Below are 19,175 nucleotides of genomic sequence, written 5' to 3'. Positions count from 1 at the left end.
CGTCTACTTCCGGTGCATTCGCCGGAGATTCTTAACCGCCGCAGGTGTAGGAGACCGTCCCGCGCGCAGGGCGCGACCGCTGCGCGGCTCGAAAAAGGTTGATCATGATCCGGATTCTGCTGGCCGAAGACGAAGAAGCAATGCGCACCTACCTTGCCCGTGCGCTCGAAAATGCGGGCTACGAGGTCGTGTCGGTCGACCGTGGCACCGCGGCGGTGCCGCTGCTCGAATCGCAGCACTTCGACCTGCTGCTGTCCGACATCGTGATGCCGGAAATGGACGGCATCGAACTGGCCCAGCGCTGCGGGGAAATCAGCCCGTCCACCAAGGTCATGTTCATCACCGGCTTTGCCGCCGTGACGCTGAAGGCCAACCGCGAAGCGCCGCAGGCGCGGGTGCTGTCAAAGCCGTTCCACCTGCGCGATCTGGTGCTCGAAGTAGAGCGCGTGTTCGCGGATTCGCCGCTCGCCGGAAACGGCGGTCCGCTGCACTGAGCCGCGCTTGCAGGGGCATGTCGGAAAAGCGCATTTGCCCCCTTGCGAAGCACAGGAAGCGCGGCTAATGGGCGGCTCCCGGCGCGGAAACGGCCTTGCTGTTCCGGTCCGGCCCGTTCGATGGTGCGGGCGTATAGCTCAGTGGTAGAGCACTATGTTGACATCGTAGGGGTCGCAAGTTCAATCCTTGCTACGCCCACCATCGAAAAGCCCCGCTTCGGCGGGGTTTTTTATTGCCTTCAGGGCACCGGCCTCTTTGCCATTTTCACGCGTATCGTGCATCGTGAAATGATCCGGTCAACCGATCTATATTACTGAATATCAAGCCTTTTCCGGAGAAGCAGGCAAGTCCGTCCGGCTTGGGCGCCCGGGCGCAAGATCGCGCAGGAAGCGTTCGAGGCGGGCGCGGAACCGGGCGCGGTTCTGGGGGTCCAGATAGAACATGTGGCCGCCGGGATAGCGGACCGCGCTGGCCGTTCCCGGCGGCAGGCCCAGGCGCGACAGCAGCAGGCGATCGGCGCCCACAGACCCGACGCAATCGAACAGTCCCCCTGCCACCAGCAGCCGCGCGCCGCTTGTACGCAGAACCGTGCCGAGGCGATCGGCCAGCCCGTAGGCACCGCCCGGCGTCGGCTGCCACGTCGCGCGGATCAGCGGGTCGTAGAGCACGTAGGCGGAACCATCGACCGGCGAGCGCGTCAGGCCCAGCAGGGCGCGATTGTAGCGGGGCATGGCGTGCGACATCGCCTGCAGCAGTGGCGCGAGCGAAGGGTCCTGCCAGCTGCGGCCTGGATCGACGGGCGCCGTGCGGCGGCTGTCATACATGCCGAGGGCGCGCTGCCGGTCCTGCAACGCCACCATGCGGTAGGCATTGCGGCTGATTGGCTGCGACCCGCCCGCGAAAACCGGCTGCGTTACCAGCGTGTCCAAGGCGGCGGCCTGTTCGGCACAGGCATCGGGATCGCGCGCAGCGCCATCCACGAGGCGGTGATAGCAGGCGGTTGCGGCCAGCGTGGGAAGGCCCGTCACCAGCGCAAGGGCGCGGTCTTCCTGGCTGAGGGCGAATTCGTTGAGGACCGTCTGCGAGATCAGCACCAGCCCGGCAAGATGGATGCCGGCACCCGTGCGTTGCCAGGCATCGGCGACAGCGACCGCACGCTCTGCCCCATAGCTTTCGCCGACCAGAACTACCGGCTGGCCGACGCGATCGTGCCGCGCCAGCCAGAGCGCGATCGCCCTGGCGAGATAATCGCCATCGGCATCGAGCGTGCGCACCCGCTTCGCGTCCACGTTCGCGGCGCGCCGGCTGAAGCCGGTGTCGAGCGGATCGACAAAAAGAACGTCGGCCAGATCCCCGATCCGGCCGGGCGCGGCACGAAGGCGGGGTACAGAGGGGATCGGCACGGCGGGATCGGCGGGCAGATCGGCCTGCAGGGGCCCCAGAAGGCCCAGCTGCAGCCATGCCGAGGATGCCCCCGGCCCGCCATTGAACACGATCAGCGTAGGGCGCTGCGCATCGCTGCTGCCGGAGCGGAGGATCGAGGAGACGACCAGCGTGCCAAGCGTCCTGCCCTGGCTGTCCTGCGCGGGCAGCATCTCCCATGACAGCCTGTCCGTGCGCCCCGCCGGCAAGGCGGCGCCCAGCATCGCGAACATGAGCAACACGAGCGGAATGCGGCGGCGCGCAGTGCCATGCGCCGCCTTCATACGGGCCAATCGAAGCATTGCGCCCTTCCCGATGCTGGAAAGCCTGCCGGACACTGTGCGACCACTGATGCTATGCGTGGAGGGAGGCCGCAGCGGCATGCGCTCCCCCTCCCCCCGCCGCAGCCCGTTCAGGTCAGAAGGTCACGCCCACGCGGGCATAGTAGAACCCGCCGCTCAGGCCGAACGGAGCAAAGCTGCCGTAAGCGCCCGAGCCGTCAGAGGCGATGATGCCATTGCGGTTGGGATAAGTGTCGAACAGGTTGTTGGCCCCGACCGATACGGTGACATGGTCGGACAGGTTGTAGCCGACTTCAAGATCGGCGATCCACTTGGCGCCGAACGTGCGATCGCTGGCGGCGGTCGAACTGGATTCGGTGTATTTGCCATAGCGCGTGGCGCGGGCCAGAATGCGGGCCTTGCCCAGATCCCAGTTCGCGGTCAGCACGACCTTGCTCTTGGGCACCGCGACCAGCAGGTCGCGCTGGACCTGCCGCCCGAACAGCACGACGTTGAGCGCCGAAAGCTGGGCCGGATTGTCGATCACCTTCAGGATCTTGGTGTCGAAGTAGCTCCACGCCGCGTTAAGGCGGACGGTGCCGAGGTCGCCGGTGCGCAGCGTATATTCGCCGACGACGTCAACGCCGCGCGTGCGGGTGTCGATGGCGTTGGTGAAGAACTGCGCGCTATCCACATTGGCAACGCCGTTGGCCACAAGGATCGCCTTGATCGCCGAACCGCCGTTGCTGGCGGTGCCGAGGAAGTCGGTCTTCACGATGCGATCATCGATGCGGATCTGGTAGCCATCGACCGTCAGGCGCACCGGACCCCGCTCGAACGTCAGGCCGGCGGTGAAGTTGAGCGACTTTTCCGGCTTCAGCGGCTGCGCGCCAAGCGCCAGCGCCGCCGCGCTGTTGACCGGCAGGAACTTGGACGTGGTCAGCACGCGTTCGTTGCCGACGACCGTGACGGTGTTCTGCGTCGTCGAAAATGCGGTCTGGGCAAGGCTGGGAGCGCGGAAGCCCGTGTTCACGCCGCCACGCAGCGCCAGCCCCTTGGCCAGTTCGAAGCGCGTCGACACCTTGCCGCTGAAAGTGTTGCCGGCGCTGTCGGTGTAATGTTCGAAGCGCCCGGCGACGCCGATGAACCAGGCCGGCACGATCTTGGTCGAAAGATCGATATAGGCGGCAATATTCCCGCGCGAGATCGAGGAAGCATCTGCCGGCGAAGTGCCGGTGAACGAGACAAGGCCCGGCGATGGCGACTTGCCGCCATAGAGGTTGCCGAACGGAGTGCCGTCCTTGGGCACGACATAGCCGCCGTCACGGTAGCTGTCAGGCTCGCCCGCGATGTTCTGGAACTTTTCCCAGCGCTGTTCGACGCCGACCGCGACTTCGAGCGGCGCGGCAAGGCCGACGTCATAGGTGCGCGACAGGTCGAGATTGTTGACCCACAGCGTCTGGATCTGCTTGCCCATGAAGAAGCTGGTCGGGCTCGTCGGGCCGATCGAGGGGTTCAACGTGTTTTCGGCACCGAGCTTGACGTTGTCCCGCCCGAAGCTGGTCGAAAGATCGGCATCCCAGCCGCCGAGCTGTGCCTTCAGCCCCCATGTCGTCTGGAAGTCCCATTCCCAGATGCGGCGATAGGCCTGGAAGCCCGAGGGATAGATCTGCGGCAATGCGCCGATGCTCGTTGCCGGAACATAGGCGCCGCGCGCATCCTTGATGTTGCGATAGGACAGCGTCGAGAACGTGTAGCCCTTCAGCGTATCGGAGAACGGCAGTTCGGCGTTGACGCTGGAGTTGACGATCTTGTCGCGGTTCGACCGGCCATAGCCGCCGGCAATCACGTGGTCGACGCTGGCCTCGCGCGGGTCGGGTTGGCCGTTCACCAGCGGGAACACGCGGGCGATCGGGTCGGCCGAGCTGTCGGCGCGATCGTGGAACTTGCCTTCGACCGCGAACCGCAGGAAGCCGCCATCGCCCAGCCGCGTGCCATAGCCGAGCGACTGCTGGATCAGCGCGCCCCCCTTTTCATAGAGCTGGCCCGCCGTGGTGGTGAATTCGCCGCCTTCGGGGCTGGAATCGAGGATGAGGTTGATCACGCCCGAGATCGCGTCCGAACCGTATTGCGCCGCCGCGCCATCGCGCAGCACTTCGATCCGGCCGACCGCGTTGGTGGGGATGAGGTCGATGTCGACGGGGGTCGAACCGCCAGAAACGCGCGAGAGGTTGTTGATCAGCGAGGTGGTATGCCGCCGCTTGCCGTTGACGAGAACCAGCAGGTAATCGCCCGAAAGACCGCGGATCGAGATCGGCCGCACGCTGGCCGAGGTACCGCCCCCGCCCAGCGCCGGCATGCTCAGCGACGGGATGATGTTGCCGAGGATTTCCTTGAGGCCGGTCCGCCCGGTGGCCTTCAGTTCAGCGGGCGTGATCACGTCGATCGGCACCGGGCTGTCGGCCACGGTGCGAGGGCTGGCACCGCGCACGCCGGTGACGATGATCGCATCGCTGCCGACGTCGCCTGCGGTTGAGGCGTCGGCGGCGGCATCGGGCGCCGACGCCACCGGCGGCGCTTCCTCTGCCGCGCGGGCTTGCGAGCACAGCAGCGTCGACGCGAGCAGCGCTGAGACGAAAACACGTTGCATTTATGGACTCCCCGAACAGGATTTCGTTGTTCGGATCGACCCTGCCGTGGTTAACTCTACTCTTCCAATTGAGTTAACTCGTCCGGTTATTGGTATTCGTCATGCGGTCACACCGGCGCGAATGCATCCTTGATCGGGCGGGGCGAAACAAACTCGCCCGCGTTGCGGAAGGTGTCGAGAATGACCTGCTGCTGCGCGATCAGCGGCGCGTCGATCGGCACGCGCAGCCGGCTGTTGAGCCGCACGGTTGCCGTCGCCACCGGCAGGGGAAGTCCGGTTTCGGCAGACAGGATCTTGGCATATTCCGCACCGTGATCGTTCGACCAGGCCAGAGCCTTGGCTTCGCGCGCCAGGAAATCGGCGAGGATCGCCCGCTTCTGCGCCACGGCAGAAGCACTGGCGACATCGAAGGCCACGCCTTGCGAGAACTGGCGCCCGTCAACCACGATGCGCGCGCCTTCGGCCAGCGCCGCCGCGGTATAGGGTACCCAGGTCGACCAGCCTTCGATCGCGCCGGTCTGCAGCGCCGCCTTGGAATCGCTCGGGCTGAGGAACGTCAGCTTCACCGCATCCGGTTTCAGGCCCGCTTCGGCCAGCGCCCGCAACACGAGGTAGTGGCCGATGCTGCCGCGCGTGGTGGCAATGCGCTTGCCGGCAAGGTCGCGGATCGACCGCGCGGGCGAGGTCTTGCCGACGATCACGGCTAGCGCGCCAGGTTCGCGCGAGGTGGCCTTCATCGCGGCAACGGCGCGTGCCGGGCTGCCGCTCTGGTAGGCGAACTGGAACGGCCCGTCGCCGACAAGCCCGACATCGACCGCATCGCTGCCGATCGCTTCGAGCAGGTTCTGCGCGGCGGGGAAGTCGGACCATTCGATCTTGTACGGGGCTCCATCAAGCGCGCCAGAGGCGAGCATCAGCGCCTTGGTCCCGCCCTTCTGGCTGCCCACGCGCAACGTCGAGGCGCCTCCCCCGCTCTTGCCGCACGCGGCAAGAGCGAGAAAGGCGCCGGACGTCAGGATGGCATGACGTCGGGACAGCATTGTCAGAGGTCACCCCACAGTGGTTCGTCAGCGATCAGGATGCGGTGCAGCTCACGCGGGAAATTGCCGTAGTTGCGCACGGCGTAGTGCACTGCCGCCCGGTTGTCCCAGAACGCCACCGAGTTCGGGCGCCAGCTGAAGCGGACCTGCAGTTCGGGGCGCTTGTACTGGCGCAGGATCTCGTCGAGCAGCGCCTTGCTCTCGGCGAGTTCGACCCCGAGAATCTGCGGTTGCTGCGAGAAGTTGACCCACAGGATCTTCTGCCCGGTTTCGCGGTGCGTGCGCACGATCGGATGCGCCACGATCGGATATTCATGGCCCACGGCCTTCAATGCGCCGAGGAAGTTGTGCGTCACGTGCAGCCCTTCGAGCCGCGCCTTGAGATCGTCGGACAGCGCCTCGTAGGCAAGGTTGGCATCGACCCAGATCGTGTCGCCGCCCACTGCGGGCAGGGTGATGTCGCGCAGCACCGCGCCCCAGGTCGGCACCAGCCGCCAGCTGGTATCGGTGTGGTAGGCATCGCCCGAATCCAGCACCGCCTTGAAGCGGTCGCCATATTCGCGATCGTCCACCGCCGCGATCGAGTGGACCGGCGGCAGGTTATCCTGACGCTTGGTGGTGGGGTGGGTGTAGAGCGGGCCGAACTGGCCGGCGAAGGCGGCATGCTGCTCGTTGGTGAGCGGCTGGTCGCGGAAGAAGATGACCTTGTACTTGAGCACGGCGGCGCGGATCGCCGCGCGCTGGGCATCGTTGATCGGCTTCGAAATGTCGATGCCGGAAACCTCGGCGCCGATGGTCGGCTGCAGGCGGCGTATTTCCAGGCCGCTGATTGAGGTGTCGATTGCGGTCGTTGCCATTGGTCTCTCTCCTCTTGCGAAATCAGGCGGCGCTGCGCTGCAGGCGCGCGGCGGTGTTGCGGTTGACCGGAACGTCGAGGCCGAGCGTCTCGCGGAAGGTCGCACCGGGGTACTCGGTCTTGTAAATCCCGCGCTGCTGCAGGATCGGCACGACCTGATCGACGAACACATCGAGCTGGCCGGGCAGGCTTTCGAACAGGTTGAACCCGTCAGACCCGCGCTCGGTGAGCCAGGTTTCGAAGCGGTCGGCGATCTGTTCGGGGGTGCCGACGAAGTTTCCGCGCGGGGTGGCATGGCGCAGCGCGATTTCGCGCAAGGAAAGCCCTTCGTCGGCGAGCGCGAGGACGCGGGCGGACTGGCTCTGGTTCGACTTGTGGCCTTCCGCGGCGACTTCGCGCGGGAACGGACCATCGGGATCGTAGACGCTGAAGTTGTGATCGTTGAACCCGCGCCCCAGCGAGCGCAGCGCGTTCTCGAGGTTGCCGAGCGAGGCCAGCTCGCGGTACTTCGCCTCGGCCTCCGCCTCGGTCGATCCGATCACCGGCCGCGCGCCGGGCACGATGAACAGCTTGTCGGGATCGCGCCCGAAGCCCTTCGCGCGGGCCTTGAGATCGGCGTAGAACGCCTGGCCTTCGGCAAGGCTGTCCGCATGGGTGAAGATCGCCTCGGCGTGCTTGGCCGCGAAATTGCGACCATCTTCCGACGATCCCGCCTGGAAGATCACCGGCTGCCCCTGGGCACTGCGCGAGATGTTGAGCGGGCCCTTGACCTTGAGGAACTCGCCCTTGTGGTTGAGCTCGTGCAGCTTGTCGGGATCGAGGAACTGGCCGGTTGCCTTGTCGCGGACCAGCGCATCGTCCTCCCAGCTGTCCCACAGCCCCTTCACCACGTCGAGGTATTCCTCGGCGAGGCGGTAGCGCACGTCGTGGGCGAAGTGTTCGTCGCGGCCATAGTTGGCGGCGCTGCCTTCAAGCCAGCTGGTCACCACGTTCCAGCCGGCACGGCCGCCGCTGATGTGGTCGAGCGAGGCGAACTGGCGAGCGAGGTTGTAGGGTTCGATGTACGAAACCGTCGCCGTGCCGACGAGGCCGATGTGGTCGGTCACCGCCGCCAGCGCCGACAGGATGGTCAGCGGTTCGAAGCGGTTGAGATAGTGCGGGCTGGAGCGCGCGTTGATCGAAACGCTGTCGGCCACGAACAGGTAATCGAACTTGCCCTGCTCGGCCACTTGCGCCTGGCGCTTGTAGAACGACAGGCTGGTGCTGGCATCGACTTGCGCATCGGGATGGCGCCAATCGTCCCAGCCGGGGCCGACGCCGTGAAGAATGAAGCCGAGCCGCAGCTGGCGCTTGATGGACATGGGTGCCTCCTGATTCCGTTGGAAAAAGGGTGCACCCGCCACCTGCCGCCAGCCATCGCGGAAGGCTGATAGCAGTTCAAGTAATGCTCAAGCCGCGATCGGTTCGCCTTCGTCGAGCGCGTTGTAGCGATCGAGATCGAGGATGCCTTCGCGCTTGGCGACGATTACCGGCACGAGGATCTGACCGGCAACGTTGACCGCGGTGCGGCCCATGTCGAGGATCGGGTCGATCGCGAGCAGCAGGCCCACCCCTTCGAGCGGCAAGCCCAGCGTCGAAAGCGTCAGCGTCAGCATCACGGTGGCGCCGGTGACGCCGGCAGTGGCGGCGGAGCCCAGCACCGACACGAGCACGATCAGCAGGTAGTCGGTCGCCACCAGCGGCACGTGGAAGAACTGCGCCACGAAGATCGCCGAAAGCGCGGGGTAGACCGCCGCGCAGCCGTCCATCTTGGTAGTGGAGGCAACCGGCACCGCGAAGGCGGCATAGGCGGGCGCGACACCAAGCCGGTCGGTCGTCACCGCTTCGGCCACCGGCAGCGCCGCCATCGACGAGCGCGAGACGAACGCCAGCTCGATCGCCGGCCACGCCTTGCGGAAATAGGCGAGCGGGCTGAGGCCATGTGCCTTGAGCAGGATCGGATAGACGACGAAGAGCACGAGGCCGAGACCGACGTAGAGCGCAATCGCGTATTGCGCGATGCTGGACAGCGTGTCCCAGCCGTACTTGACCACGGCGTTGCCGATCAGCCCCGCGCTGCCGATCGGGGCGAGCCGCACGACCCAGTTGAGCAGCTTGCGCACCACGGCAAGGAGCGTGTTCGCGCCTTTGAGAAATGCATCGCCCGCCTCGCCCGTGCGCAGCGCGGCAAAGCCGAGCGCCAGGCCGATGACCACCAGTTGCAGCACGTTGAAGCTGATGCTGGTCTTGGCGCTCTCCCCGTCGATCTCGGTGCTGGCGGCAAGGCCGAGGAAGTTCGACGGGATCAGCCCTTTCAGGAAATCGAGCCAGCTGCCCACCGTATGCGGCTTTTCAGCAGCGGCTGCGGAAACCGCCGTATTGACCCCGGGCTGGAACACCAGCCCCAGCGCGATGCCGATCGACACCGCGATCAGCGCGGTGATCGCGAACCACAGCACGGTCTGGCCGGCCAGTCGCGCCGCGTTGTTGAGATCGCGCAGGCGCCCGATCGAGGCAATGATCGCGGTGAGCACCAGCGGCGGCACAAGTGCCTTGAGCAGCTGCACGAAGCTCGACCCCACGAGGTTCAGCGTGACGGCCAGCGCGTTGGGCTGATCGGGACCAACCGGGCCGAGCTTGCGTGCGACCAGGCCCAAGACGAGGCCGACGGCCATGCCGATCAGGACGTTGCGGCCGAAGTGACTCTTGGAACGGGGGACGGCGGGTTCGGTCATGGTCTGCTCTGGCTGGAGGTGGTCGGGCACGAGTGCAGTGCCTTTCGGAAATGCAGCGGCCGGCCCATACGCCTATCGACGTAGAGCCGGCCGGTTCCCCGAAAATCTGCGGGGTTTGTCAGGTGTCGAAGCCGGGCAGCGTGCGGGCCACCTTGCGCAGGACCGCTTCCCAGACGAGCTGGTCGTGCGGCTTGCGCCCTTCGCTCGCAGCGGCGGCGGCGGGGCGCTGCGCGATCTGGCGCAGCGCCTCGTCCTGCGCTTCCTGCGGAGCGATCAGCACATGGTCACGCCCGCCGGCCAGCGCCGCGACCTGCGCCGAGCACGCTTCCTCGAGCTGGTAGATGCCGCTCCAAGCTTCACCCGCCGTGCGGCCCAGCGCCAGCGTGCCGTGGTTGCGCAGCAGCATCAGCTTCTTGTCGCCAAGGTCCGCCTGCAGCCGCTCGCGCTCGTCGAGGTTGAGCGCCACGCCTTCGTAGTCATGATAGGCAAGGCGGGGAATGATGTAGAGCGCGCGCTGCGTCAGCGGCAGCAGTCCTTCGGCATGCGCCGACGCGCCCATGCCGTCCCGCGTATGGAAATGCGCGATCCAGTGCGCATCTTCGCGCGCGGCGTGAATGGCCGAATGGATGACGTAGCCGGCATAGTTGATGCCGTATTCGCTGTGCCCAATCACGTTCCCGTCGAGATCGACCTTGACCAGGCTCGAGGCCGTGATTTCATCGAAGGTCAGCCCGAACGGATTGATCAGGAAGTGGTGATCGGGCCCCGGCACGCGCGCCGAGATGTGGGTGTAGAGGAAATCGTCGTAATCGTGGATCGCGGCGATGCGATAGAACGCGGCGAGGTCGACGCGGGTCTGCCATTCGGCATCGGTGATGCCATCAGGGCGGACATCATCGGCGCCGGAGCGCGGGCGTTCGAGAACGGTGGCCATCTTGTGTTTTCCCTCAGCTTGCCAGCGCGACGGGGCGCGCATCGCGCTCGGCAACCTTGGCCTTGACCAGCGGCAGCAGGTGCTCGCCATAGGCGATCGCATCAGCCAGCGGATCGAAGCCGCGGATCAGGAAGTGGTCGATGCCGATGTCGTAGTATTCAAGCATCCCTTGCGCGACTTGCTCGGGAGTGCCGACGAGGCCGGTGGAATTGCCCTGCGCGCCGGTAAGCGCGGCGACGCCCGTCCACAGGCGGCCATCGCGGCGGTTGGCACTGGCGGTTTCGAGCAGGCGCAGCGAGCCCGCATTGGCCGGACGGTGGCCGCTGACCGGAAGGCCTGCGGCTTCACGCGCGGCGCGAACCTGGTCCTCGATCTCGGCCGCCTTCTTCCACGCCACTTCCTCGGTATCGGCGATCACCGGGCGCAGCGACAGCGAGAAGCCGGGCGAGCGGCCATAGCGCGCCGCCGACTGGCGAACCTGCCGCAGCGAATCCCCGACCTGCTCCAGCGTTTCGCCCCACAGCGCGTAAACGTCGGCATGGCGTCCGGCGACGTCGATCGCCTCGGGCGAGGAGCCGCCGAAGAACACCGGCAGGTTGTCCGGCTTGATCGCGCTGAAGCCCTGGCGCACTTCGTAGAAGCGGCCTTTGTGGTCGAACGGGCGCGCCGCCGACCATTCCTGCTTCACGATGTCGAGATATTCGTCGGTACGGGCGTAGCGCTGGGCCTTGTCCGGGCCGACATCGCCATCACGCGCCATTTCCTCGTCAGCGCCGCCGGTGATGATGTGCACGGCAACGCGCCCGCCCGAAAGCTGGTCGAGCGTCGCCAGCTGGCGCGCGGCCAGCGTCGGCTGAGTGAAGCCGGGCCGGTGCGCGACGAGGAAACCGAGCCTGTCGGTGATCGCAGCGGCGTGCGCGGCAACGATCTGGCTTTCGGGCGAGCTCGATCCGAACGGGATCAGCACGCGGTCGAAGCCGCCCTTTTCCTGCGCGCGCGCCGCTGCGTCGACATAGTCGCGGTCGAGCACGCGGCTGCGCTGGCCGGCATGGATTTCCGAAGTGTTGTTGAAACCGATATAGCCGATGAACTTGACGGGCATGGAATGACCCTTCCTGAAACGGTGAAAATCAGATGACGTAGAAGCCGTGCGTGCCATCGCGGCGGAGCTGTTCGACAAGGCCGAACTCCCAGTCGAGATAGGCCTGCATCGCGGCGGCGGCGTTGTCGGTGCCCTCGTAGGGGCGCTTGTAGCGGCCTTCGGGCCCGCGCGGGGTGGGCGCGCCGTCACCGCCGGTTTCGAGCGCGACCGCTTGCGGCCATTCGACCACAAAGACTTCCCAGCCGAGCTGGGCGAGCCACGAGGCGGTCATGTCGGCGCGCGGGCCAAGATCGTCGGCCAGCACGATGCGCGCGCCGCGCACCGGGGCGAAATGGTCGGTCTCCTGCACGAGCTGCCCGCCCTGCGCATTGCGGAAGCCGGGCAGGTGGCCGGCGGCAAAGTCTTCGGGAAGGCGCACGTCGTAGAGGTACAGCGTGCGCGCCGTGTCCTGGCGCAGGTGCGCAAGTTCGTCCCAGACGATGCGGCGAACGCCGGCGCGGTAGGCGACTTCGCGCGCCTTCTCGCGGGCTTCGGCCACGAACGGGCTCGGGGGCGCAGGCGCCCGGCGCTGCTGCCCGGTCTCAAGTTCCTGCCCGGCAAGCGTCCATCCAATGGTGCCATTGCGCAGCGCGAAGATCCGGTTGGGCAGCCCCGCATTGACCAGCGACTGCGCGCCGATGATCGAACGCGTGCGCCCGGCGCAGTTGACGATGATCGTCGTGTCGGGATCGGGCGCCACCGCGCGGGCACGCAGGACCAGCTCGGCACCGGGGGTGCTGACACCGCCCGGGATGCTCATCGTGGCATATTCCTCGAATCGCCGCGCATCGAGGATGGCGATGTCCGCCTTCTCGTCGATCAGCGCCTGCACGTCGTTGGCCGGCAGCGAAGGGGTGTGGCGGCGGTGTTCGACCAGTTCGCCGAACGCCTTGGAGTAGCTGTTGACGTCCTCGAACAGCTCGTACCCCGCCTCGCGCCAGCCCGAAAGTCCACCTTCGAGCGCATCGACCTGCGTGAAGCCGAGCGCGCGGAGCTGCTCGATCGCCGAGCCGACGAGGCCTTCGCCCCCAAGGCCTTCGCTATCGTCGTAGACCACGATGCGCGTGTCGGCGCGCGGGATGCGCCAGCGTGCCTCCGCCTCGATCCGGCGCAGCGGGATCTGCGCGGCGAACAGCGGGTGGCCGCGCGCAAATTCGGCTTCCTCGCGCAAGTCGATCAGCGCGATTTCCTCGCGCGCCAGCAAGGCGCTGCGGATGTCCTGGGGCCGGACGGTCATGCGCGCACCGACCGGTCCCACAGGTTCGGGAGTTCCGTGTTGGCGTAGCCCGAAACGAAGCGCTTGGCCCGCCCGTCGAGATCATAGGTCGCACGCTCGATCGCGCCGATGTTGCCGCCATAGACGTGGATCGAGATCGAGGCATGCCGCGTCTCGGCATTCGAGACGCGGTGGATGTCGCCGATGCGCGGGCTCACCGCCTCGACTTCGCCTTCGTGCAGCACGTCGGTGCCGGCGTGCTTCAGGCTGCCGTCGGGGTTGCGAACGAAGCGTTCCGAGCGCTCGCTGCCGCGCAGCACGCCGACGAGGCCCCAGGTGCGATGGTCATGGATCGGCGTGCCCTGCCCCGGCCCCCAGACGAAGGAGACCACGCTGAAGCGCTCGCGCGCGCGTCGCAGTGGAGCAGGTACTGGCGATAGCGGTCGGGATCGGGCTTGGCGTAGGCTTCGGGCAGCCAGTCGTCCTGGTTGACCAGCCGCGCGAGCAGCTTGGCCCCGCTTTCCAGTATCTCGCGTTCGCTACGGGTGCTGTCGATCAGCTCGGCAAGATTGGTGACGAACCCGCGCAGGCGGGCGAGCCCGGCGCCGGGCAGGACCGGCGGTGCGACCAGCGCGTTCACTGGTGCCCTCCCGCCGGGAACGGGATCACGGCGTCGCTGGGCGCGGAGCCTTCGAGGATCCGCAGGAACTTCTCGCGGTAGGGCCGGGCAAGCTCGCCCCGCTCGCCGCGCGGGATGGCGATGCGGTCCTGCGCGCAGATCCGCCCGGCATCGAGCACCAGGATGCGGTCGGCAAGCGCCACCGCCTCGTCCACGTCGTGCGTCACCATCAGCACCGCCGGCCTGTGCGCGCGCCACAAGTCGAGCACGAGGCGGTGCATCTTGATCCGGGTCAGCGCATCGAGCGCGGCGAAAGGTTCGTCGAGCAGCAGCAGCTTGGGCTCGCGCACCAGCGCACGGGCGAGCGCGACGCGCTGCGCCTCGCCGCCCGACAGCGTCAGCGGCCAGGCATCGACGCGGTGGGCAAGACCCACTTCGTCGAGCGCGGACAGCGCGCGATCCTTGATATCGCCGCCGCGAAGGCCGAGCGCCACGTTGCGCCATACCTTCTTCCACGGCAGCAGACGCGCGTCCTGGAACACCACCGCGCGCGAATTGGGCACGGTCACGTCCTGGTCCTCGGCGCTGTCGAGCCCGGCAAGCGTGCGCAGCAGCGTGGTCTTGCCCGAGCCCGAGCGGCCCAGCAGCGCGACGAATTCGCCGGGCGCGATGTCGAGGTTGAGGTCCGACAGGATCGTGTTGTCGCCAAAGCGGCGGGTAAATTGCCGCAGCCTGACGACCGGCGGCTCATCGCCGGCGGGCGGGACGATCGGGGCTTCGAGGAAATTGAGGCGGGCGTCCATGGGTGGTTCTCCGCGTGGGGGAAATCGGGGGGAAATCAGGCTTTGACGAGGCTGGGCCGCCAGACGAGCGCGCGGTTCTCGATCGTGCGGACGATCCAGTCCGCAGCGAGGCCGAGCACGGCGTAGACCATCAGGCAGACCACGATGATGTCGGTGCGCATGAAGTCGCGCGCATTGTTGATCAGGTAGCCAAGGCCGGCCGAGGCGTTGATCTGTTCCGCGACGACGAGCACCAGGATCGAGATCGACAGCGAATAGCGCAGGCCCACCAGCAGCGACGGCAGCGAGCCGGGCAGGATCACGTGCCACACCTGCTCCGCCCGCGTCAGGCCGAAGCTGCGGGCACCTTCCAGAAGGCGCAGGTCCACCCCGCGGATGCCGCTGTAAAGGTTGAGATAGACCGGGAACATCGAGGCGAACGCGATCAGCGCGATCTTGGGCGTTTCGCCGATGCCGAACCAGACGATGAACAGCGGCGTCAGCGCGAGCGTGGGGATCGTGCGCTTGATCTGCATCAGCGGATCGATCGCCGCTTCGCCCTTGCGCGACAGGCCGGCAACGAGGGCGAGGACGATGCCCAGCGTCACGCCGATGGCAAGCCCCGACAGCACCCGGCCGAACGACACGGCAAGATTGCTGGGCAGTTCGCCCGAGGTCAGCATGCCCAGCAGGGTTTCCGCGACGGCCGACGGTGCCGCCAGCGTGCGTTCGGGAATGAGCCCGAGGCGCGAGCCCGCTTCCCACACGGCCAGAAGGGCGAGCGGACTGAACCAGCGACTCTGCGCGAGCTTTTGAAGGACGGACATGGGACGGTCGAGACTCTTGCCGGGATGACGGGTCCCGGAAAATCCCGCTTAAACTCTACCAAGGCAATTGAGTATTGAGCGGGACGTATCAGCAATCCTCATGGAACCGACAAAACTGCGCATTTTTGCCGCCAAGGCGTGCGGCAATCGCGGCCAGCGCCAAATCGGCTCTTGCCATTGCGCGCATTAAACTCTACTATTTTGATTGATAATAAGCGTCACCCCACGAAGGCGCTGCATGGATCGGCGGACCACCGCAATCCCTCCCCCTCTCCAGTTTCCGAAGGCCCTTAGCCATGCCGGTCAATCTGCCGACCAATCTCCTGCGCTCGTTCGTCGCGATCGTCGACACGGGCTCGATGCTCAATGCTTCGGAAAAGGTCTTCGTCACCCAGTCGGCGCTCAGCCTTCAGATCAAGCGGCTGGAGGAGCTGCTGCAGCAGACGCTGTTCCACCGCGACGGGCGGCGCCTGACTCTCACCCCGGCGGGCGAGCTGATGCTCGATTACGCGCGCAAGGTGCTGACTCTGCACGATGAAGCCGTGGCCGCGGTCACCGCCGGGCAGTTCAGCGGCCCCGCGCGGATCGGCATGGTGCAGGACTTTGCCGAAATGCTGCTGTCGGGCCTGCTGGCCCAGTTCGCCGAACTGCACCCCGATGCGCAGATCTATTCCCGCATCGCCGGCACGGCCGAACTGGTCGGCCTGCTCGAGCGGCGCCAGCTCGACATCGCGCTGGGATTTGCGGCGCCCAACGATCCGGCCGCAGTGACCCACGCGCCGATGGCCTGGTACGGCGATCCCGTCCTCGCTGCTCGCGATACGATCCCGCTCGCCGTGCTCGAACAGCCCTGCCGCTTCCGCGAGGCGGCGATCCGCGCGCTTGAGGATTCGGGCCGGCGCTTCCGCATTACCGTGGAAACGCCCAACCTGACCACGCTGCGCGCCGCCGTGCAGGCCGGGCTCGGGATTACCTGCCGCACCCACCTGTTTCTGCGCGATGCTCCGATCGAAGATGCCGGGCTGCCCGAACTGCCCTCGGTTTCATGCATCCTGCAAACCGCCAACGCACTCGACGCCGCCACGCAGCGGCTGGCCGATCTGACCCGCGAAACCGTCGAAAGCCTTGGCCAGGCGGCCTGAGCGCCGCCGAGCATATCAGCAACACTCAAGGAGAACGGGCTCGTTCTCGTTTTTCCGGCGTGCGCCGCCGTCCTAGCTCCATCCGTCCGGATCAAGCGAAAGGATCACACGGATGAGCACGAAGTCTCTCGCGGCGCGTTTTGCGGAACTCCAGGCAGAGCGCGAACGGACCTGGTCGAAGGAACAGCTCGAAAAGAATGCCGCGCAGCGCCGCATCCTCGTGGAGCGCTTCGATCCGGCCAGCCGCCCGAAAGCGGGGGACAAGCTCGCCCCCTTCACGCTGGTCGATGCCGAAGGCGGCACCATCGAAAGCACCGCGCTGCTGGCGAACGGCCCGGCGGTACTCGTGTTCTTCCGCTTCGGCGGGTGCCCCGCCTGCAACATCGCGCTGCCCTATTACAACGAGACGATCGCCCCCGCGCTCGCCGATGCCGGCATCCCGCTGCTCGCCGTCAGCGCCCAGATCCCGGTGGACAAGGGCCCGACCGAACGCCACGGCCTGACCTTCCCGACCTATGGCGATCCCGGCTACGCGCTTGGCCGCCAGCTCAAGCTGACCTTCCTGCCCGAAGACCAGCCGGCGGTGCAGCCCGGCCAGCCATGGATCGGCGCAACGCTCGGGACCGACAGCTACGAGATCACCGAGCCCGCCGTGATCATCATCGAAAGCGACCACACCATCCGCTTCATCGATGCCAGCCCCGACTGGCTGGCGCGCAGCGAAGCCGATGCCGTGCTGGCGCATCTGCCCGAAGTCGGCGTGGAGACCTCACAGGCCGCCTGATCCGCGATACCGGGCGGGGATCAGTATCCCCGCTCGGGCAGCACGATGTCGCTCGGCTTCTGTCCGGCGGCAAAGCGGGTGAGATCGCCCATGATCTTCGCCACCAGCTTGCCCCGGGCCAGCGTGTAGTTCGACGAGATGTGGGGTGTCAGCCGCACATTCGCATGGGTGTAGAGCACATGGCCTTCGGGCAGCGGTTCGGGCTCGGTCACATCGAGCGTGGCAAAGGCCAGCCGACCTGAATCGAGCGCCCGCACCAGCGCCTCCTGATCGACCACCGACCCGCGCGCCACATTGATGAGATGCGCCCCGGGTTTGGCCCGCGCGAACAGCGCATCGTCGAACAGGTGGCGCGTTTCGGGCGTAGCCGGCACCGCGACGACGATATGGTCCGCATCGCGCACCACGTCGGCCACATGGTCGCGCAGTTCCACCCCGATCACGCCCAGCGCGGCCTCGCGGCTGCGCCGCACGGCCAGAACGCGCGCACCCAGCGCCGTGGCGCGACGCGCCACCGCGCGGCCGATCGCGCCGAATCCGACGATGCCGACCGTGCTGCCATTGACCTGCCCGAGCGCCCGATAGCGCCACTGCGTGGGTGAGGTGACCGCCGCTTCGGCGAGGTCCTTGGCCTGGCGATAGATCGCCGCGATCACGTAGTCGGCAATTTCCTCGGACGCGGTGCCGCGCGCGCAGGAAACGATCGGCGCATCGAGCAGCCAGGGCGGATAGAAGTCGATCCCCACCGAAGCACTGCACACCCAGCGCAGCCGGCCCGGCCACAAATCGGGCTGCTCCTCGCCGCGCGCCTCGCGCCACACCGGCGTTGGCCGCACCACCAGCACGTCGGCCTCGCGCGCGGCGCGCCAGGGTTCATCCTCGGGCACGGCGATGATCTTCGGGCGCGATGGATGGCGCGCGAGTTCCTCGTTGATCGCGGGTTCGAGCTGGCTTGCAACGACAAGGCTCATCGACCCGCCCCCTGCGCCAGCCCGGCCCCCCGCGCCAGCCCGGCCCCCCGCGCCAGCCCGGCCCCCTGCGCCAGCCCGGCCGTGCCCGCGGCCACCAGCACCGTGTCGGCCTGCGGCGAATGGATCCGGCTGCACAGCACATCGCGGTAATGGCGCTCGAGTGGGTTGCGCCGGCTGATCCCCGGATTACCGGTCAGTTCGAGCCCGATCTCCACCGCGCGGATCGCATTGGCGTTGGCGATATGCTTGATCAGGTTTGCTTCGGTCGCCGGCGGAACGTCACCCGCATCGGCCCGCCTTGCCGCCTGTTCGATCAGCACGCGATTGGACAGCAACAGCGCCTCGATCTCACCGAACTTTTCCTGCACGCGCGGCAGCGTGGCGAGCGAGGCGCCAAGATTGCTCGGCACGCGATCGTTGAGATAGCCCGCCAGCCAATCGCGCGCGGCACGGGCGACGCCATCATAGATCGTCGCGATGGCGAGCGCGTTCCACAGCCCGGCCCGGTTATCGTCGCCCGGACGCGGCGCCCATTCCTCGGGCGCGCGCAAGTCCACGGCGAACTCGGCCGGCGTGGGCGTATCGTCGAACACCACCCGGTGGCTGACCGTCGCACGCATGCCGAGGTGGTCCCATTCGGGCTCGATCGCGATGCGCTCGCTGTCGGGCCGGACCAGGAACGTGCCGAGGCGCGGCGGCTGCTCGTCGGTCTTCGCCCAGACCGCAAACCAGTCGAGCCCGGTCGATCCGGTCGAATAGATCTTCTCGCCGGTGATCGCCCAGCCGGTGTCGGTGCGGCGGGCCGTCGTCTTGGGCAGGCCGCCGCGCACCGGAGTGCCAAGCTCGGGCTCGACGCGGAAGGTGCCGATCAGCCCCCTGCCCGCCGCCGCTTCATGCGCCAGCAGCTCGTACAGCCTGCGGTTCCAGCGCGCGTTCTTGTCGGGCGCGGCGTGGAAGGCAAAGGTCATGAACAGGATCAGCGCGGTCGATGGCTCGCCCTTGGCCACCGCGCCCAACACGCGCAGCGCATCGACAAAGCCCGCGCCGCCGCCGCCCAGGGCTTCGTCCACGGTCAGTCCGATCAGCCCGCGGCTTGCCAGGATATCGAACGCCTCGCGCGGGAAGCGGGGATGGCGGTCGTAGTCTTCGGCAAGCGCGGCCAGTTCCGCACTCAACCGGGCCAGCGCCTCGTCGGATAGATCGGGATGGACGGCTGTCGCCGCAACCGGCTGGGTGGCCAT

16 protein-coding genes, 1 tRNA gene and 1 pseudogene are annotated in these 19,175 nt (G+C 67.1%); 4 read left to right on the top strand and 14 right to left on the bottom strand.

The features are described from left to right. Nucleotides 1-104 precede the first annotated feature (104 nt). Nucleotides 105-494 (top strand): cell cycle two-component system response regulator CpdR, encoded by a 390-nt coding sequence (gene cpdR / locus AACH40_RS05245; RefSeq protein WP_169492615.1) that lies wholly within the window; start codon nucleotides 105-107, stop codon nucleotides 492-494. A gap of 127 nt (nucleotides 495-621) precedes the next feature. Beyond that, nucleotides 622-696: transfer RNA gene (locus AACH40_RS05240), tRNA-Val, on the top strand. Nucleotides 697-815: 119 nt separating this feature from the next. On the opposite strand, the gene AACH40_RS05235 is transcribed toward AACH40_RS05240, so the two are convergent. The 12 genes and pseudogenes from AACH40_RS05235 to AACH40_RS05180 form a co-directional block, all read right to left on the bottom strand. Beyond that, entirely contained in the window at nucleotides 816-2,219 is a 1,404-nt protein-coding gene (locus tag AACH40_RS05235; protein WP_338644486.1) for a S10 family serine carboxypeptidase-like protein, read from the bottom strand. A gap of 115 nt (nucleotides 2,220-2,334) precedes the next feature. Further along, nucleotides 2,335-4,848, bottom strand: coding sequence for a TonB-dependent receptor (locus tag AACH40_RS05230; RefSeq protein ID WP_338644485.1), 2,514 nt, complete (start codon nucleotides 4,846-4,848; stop codon nucleotides 2,335-2,337). Between the two features lie 107 nt (nucleotides 4,849-4,955). Next, nucleotides 4,956-5,888 (bottom strand): ABC transporter substrate-binding protein, encoded by a 933-nt coding sequence (locus tag AACH40_RS05225; RefSeq protein WP_338644484.1) that lies wholly within the window; start codon nucleotides 5,886-5,888, stop codon nucleotides 4,956-4,958. A gap of 2 nt (nucleotides 5,889-5,890) precedes the next feature. Further along, nucleotides 5,891-6,745 carry a TauD/TfdA dioxygenase family protein gene (locus tag AACH40_RS05220; RefSeq protein ID WP_338644483.1) on the bottom strand — a complete coding sequence of 285 codons (855 nt, stop codon included), beginning with the start codon at nucleotides 6,743-6,745 and terminating at the stop codon, nucleotides 5,891-5,893. Between the two features lie 22 nt (nucleotides 6,746-6,767). Continuing rightward, on the bottom strand, nucleotides 6,768-8,105 hold the full coding sequence (locus AACH40_RS05215) for an LLM class flavin-dependent oxidoreductase (RefSeq protein ID WP_338644482.1): 1,338 nt from the start codon (nucleotides 8,103-8,105) through the stop codon (nucleotides 6,768-6,770). Between the two features lie 87 nt (nucleotides 8,106-8,192). Beyond that, entirely contained in the window at nucleotides 8,193-9,518 is a 1,326-nt protein-coding gene (locus tag AACH40_RS05210; protein WP_338644481.1) for a dicarboxylate/amino acid:cation symporter, read from the bottom strand. Between the two features lie 118 nt (nucleotides 9,519-9,636). Then, on the bottom strand, nucleotides 9,637-10,452 hold the full coding sequence (locus AACH40_RS05205; RefSeq protein ID WP_338644480.1) for a class II aldolase/adducin family protein: 816 nt from the start codon (nucleotides 10,450-10,452) through the stop codon (nucleotides 9,637-9,639). 13 nt (nucleotides 10,453-10,465) lie between these two features. Beyond that, the gene (locus AACH40_RS05200) at nucleotides 10,466-11,554 is read right to left on the bottom strand and encodes an LLM class flavin-dependent oxidoreductase (protein ID WP_338644479.1); all 1,089 of its coding nucleotides are present in this window, start codon (nucleotides 11,552-11,554) and stop codon (nucleotides 10,466-10,468) included. Nucleotides 11,555-11,582: 28 nt separating this feature from the next. Continuing rightward, nucleotides 11,583-12,830 (bottom strand): rhodanese-like domain-containing protein, encoded by a 1,248-nt coding sequence (locus AACH40_RS05195; protein WP_338644478.1) that lies wholly within the window; start codon nucleotides 12,828-12,830, stop codon nucleotides 11,583-11,585. Then, nucleotides 12,827-13,449 (bottom strand): annotated as a pseudogene (locus AACH40_RS05190) (cysteine dioxygenase). The gene AACH40_RS05195 and the pseudogene AACH40_RS05190 overlap by 4 nt, the downstream one beginning before the upstream one ends. Continuing rightward, nucleotides 13,446-14,231, bottom strand: coding sequence for an ABC transporter ATP-binding protein (locus AACH40_RS05185; protein ID WP_338644477.1), 786 nt, complete (start codon nucleotides 14,229-14,231; stop codon nucleotides 13,446-13,448). The pseudogene AACH40_RS05190 and the gene AACH40_RS05185 overlap by 4 nt, the downstream one beginning before the upstream one ends. 35 nt (nucleotides 14,232-14,266) lie before the next feature. Then, nucleotides 14,267-15,037, bottom strand: coding sequence for an ABC transporter permease (locus AACH40_RS05180; protein WP_169492603.1), 771 nt, complete (start codon nucleotides 15,035-15,037; stop codon nucleotides 14,267-14,269). Between the two features lie 296 nt (nucleotides 15,038-15,333). Between AACH40_RS05180 and AACH40_RS05175 the strand changes: the two genes are divergently transcribed. Next, nucleotides 15,334-16,179 (top strand): LysR substrate-binding domain-containing protein, encoded by an 846-nt coding sequence (locus tag AACH40_RS05175; protein ID WP_338644475.1) that lies wholly within the window; start codon nucleotides 15,334-15,336, stop codon nucleotides 16,177-16,179. 112 nt (nucleotides 16,180-16,291) lie between these two features. Beyond that, nucleotides 16,292-16,963 (top strand): peroxiredoxin-like family protein, encoded by a 672-nt coding sequence (locus AACH40_RS05170; protein ID WP_338644473.1) that lies wholly within the window; start codon nucleotides 16,292-16,294, stop codon nucleotides 16,961-16,963. A gap of 20 nt (nucleotides 16,964-16,983) precedes the next feature. On the opposite strand, the gene AACH40_RS05165 is transcribed toward AACH40_RS05170, so the two are convergent. After that, nucleotides 16,984-17,934, bottom strand: coding sequence for a D-isomer specific 2-hydroxyacid dehydrogenase family protein (locus tag AACH40_RS05165; RefSeq protein WP_169492600.1), 951 nt, complete (start codon nucleotides 17,932-17,934; stop codon nucleotides 16,984-16,986). Further along, complete coding sequence (locus AACH40_RS05160; protein ID WP_338644471.1) at nucleotides 17,931-19,175, bottom strand: acyl-CoA dehydrogenase family protein; 1,245 nt, start codon at nucleotides 19,173-19,175, stop codon at nucleotides 17,931-17,933. Before AACH40_RS05160 ends, AACH40_RS05165 begins: the two co-directional genes overlap by 4 nt.

This window comes from Novosphingobium olei (assembly GCF_037076535.1).
In the GTDB taxonomy this organism is placed as follows: domain Bacteria; phylum Pseudomonadota; class Alphaproteobacteria; order Sphingomonadales; family Sphingomonadaceae; genus Novosphingobium; species Novosphingobium olei.
Note: the sequence above shows the minus strand (reverse complement) of the source record. Positions and strands in the feature narration are given on the sequence as shown.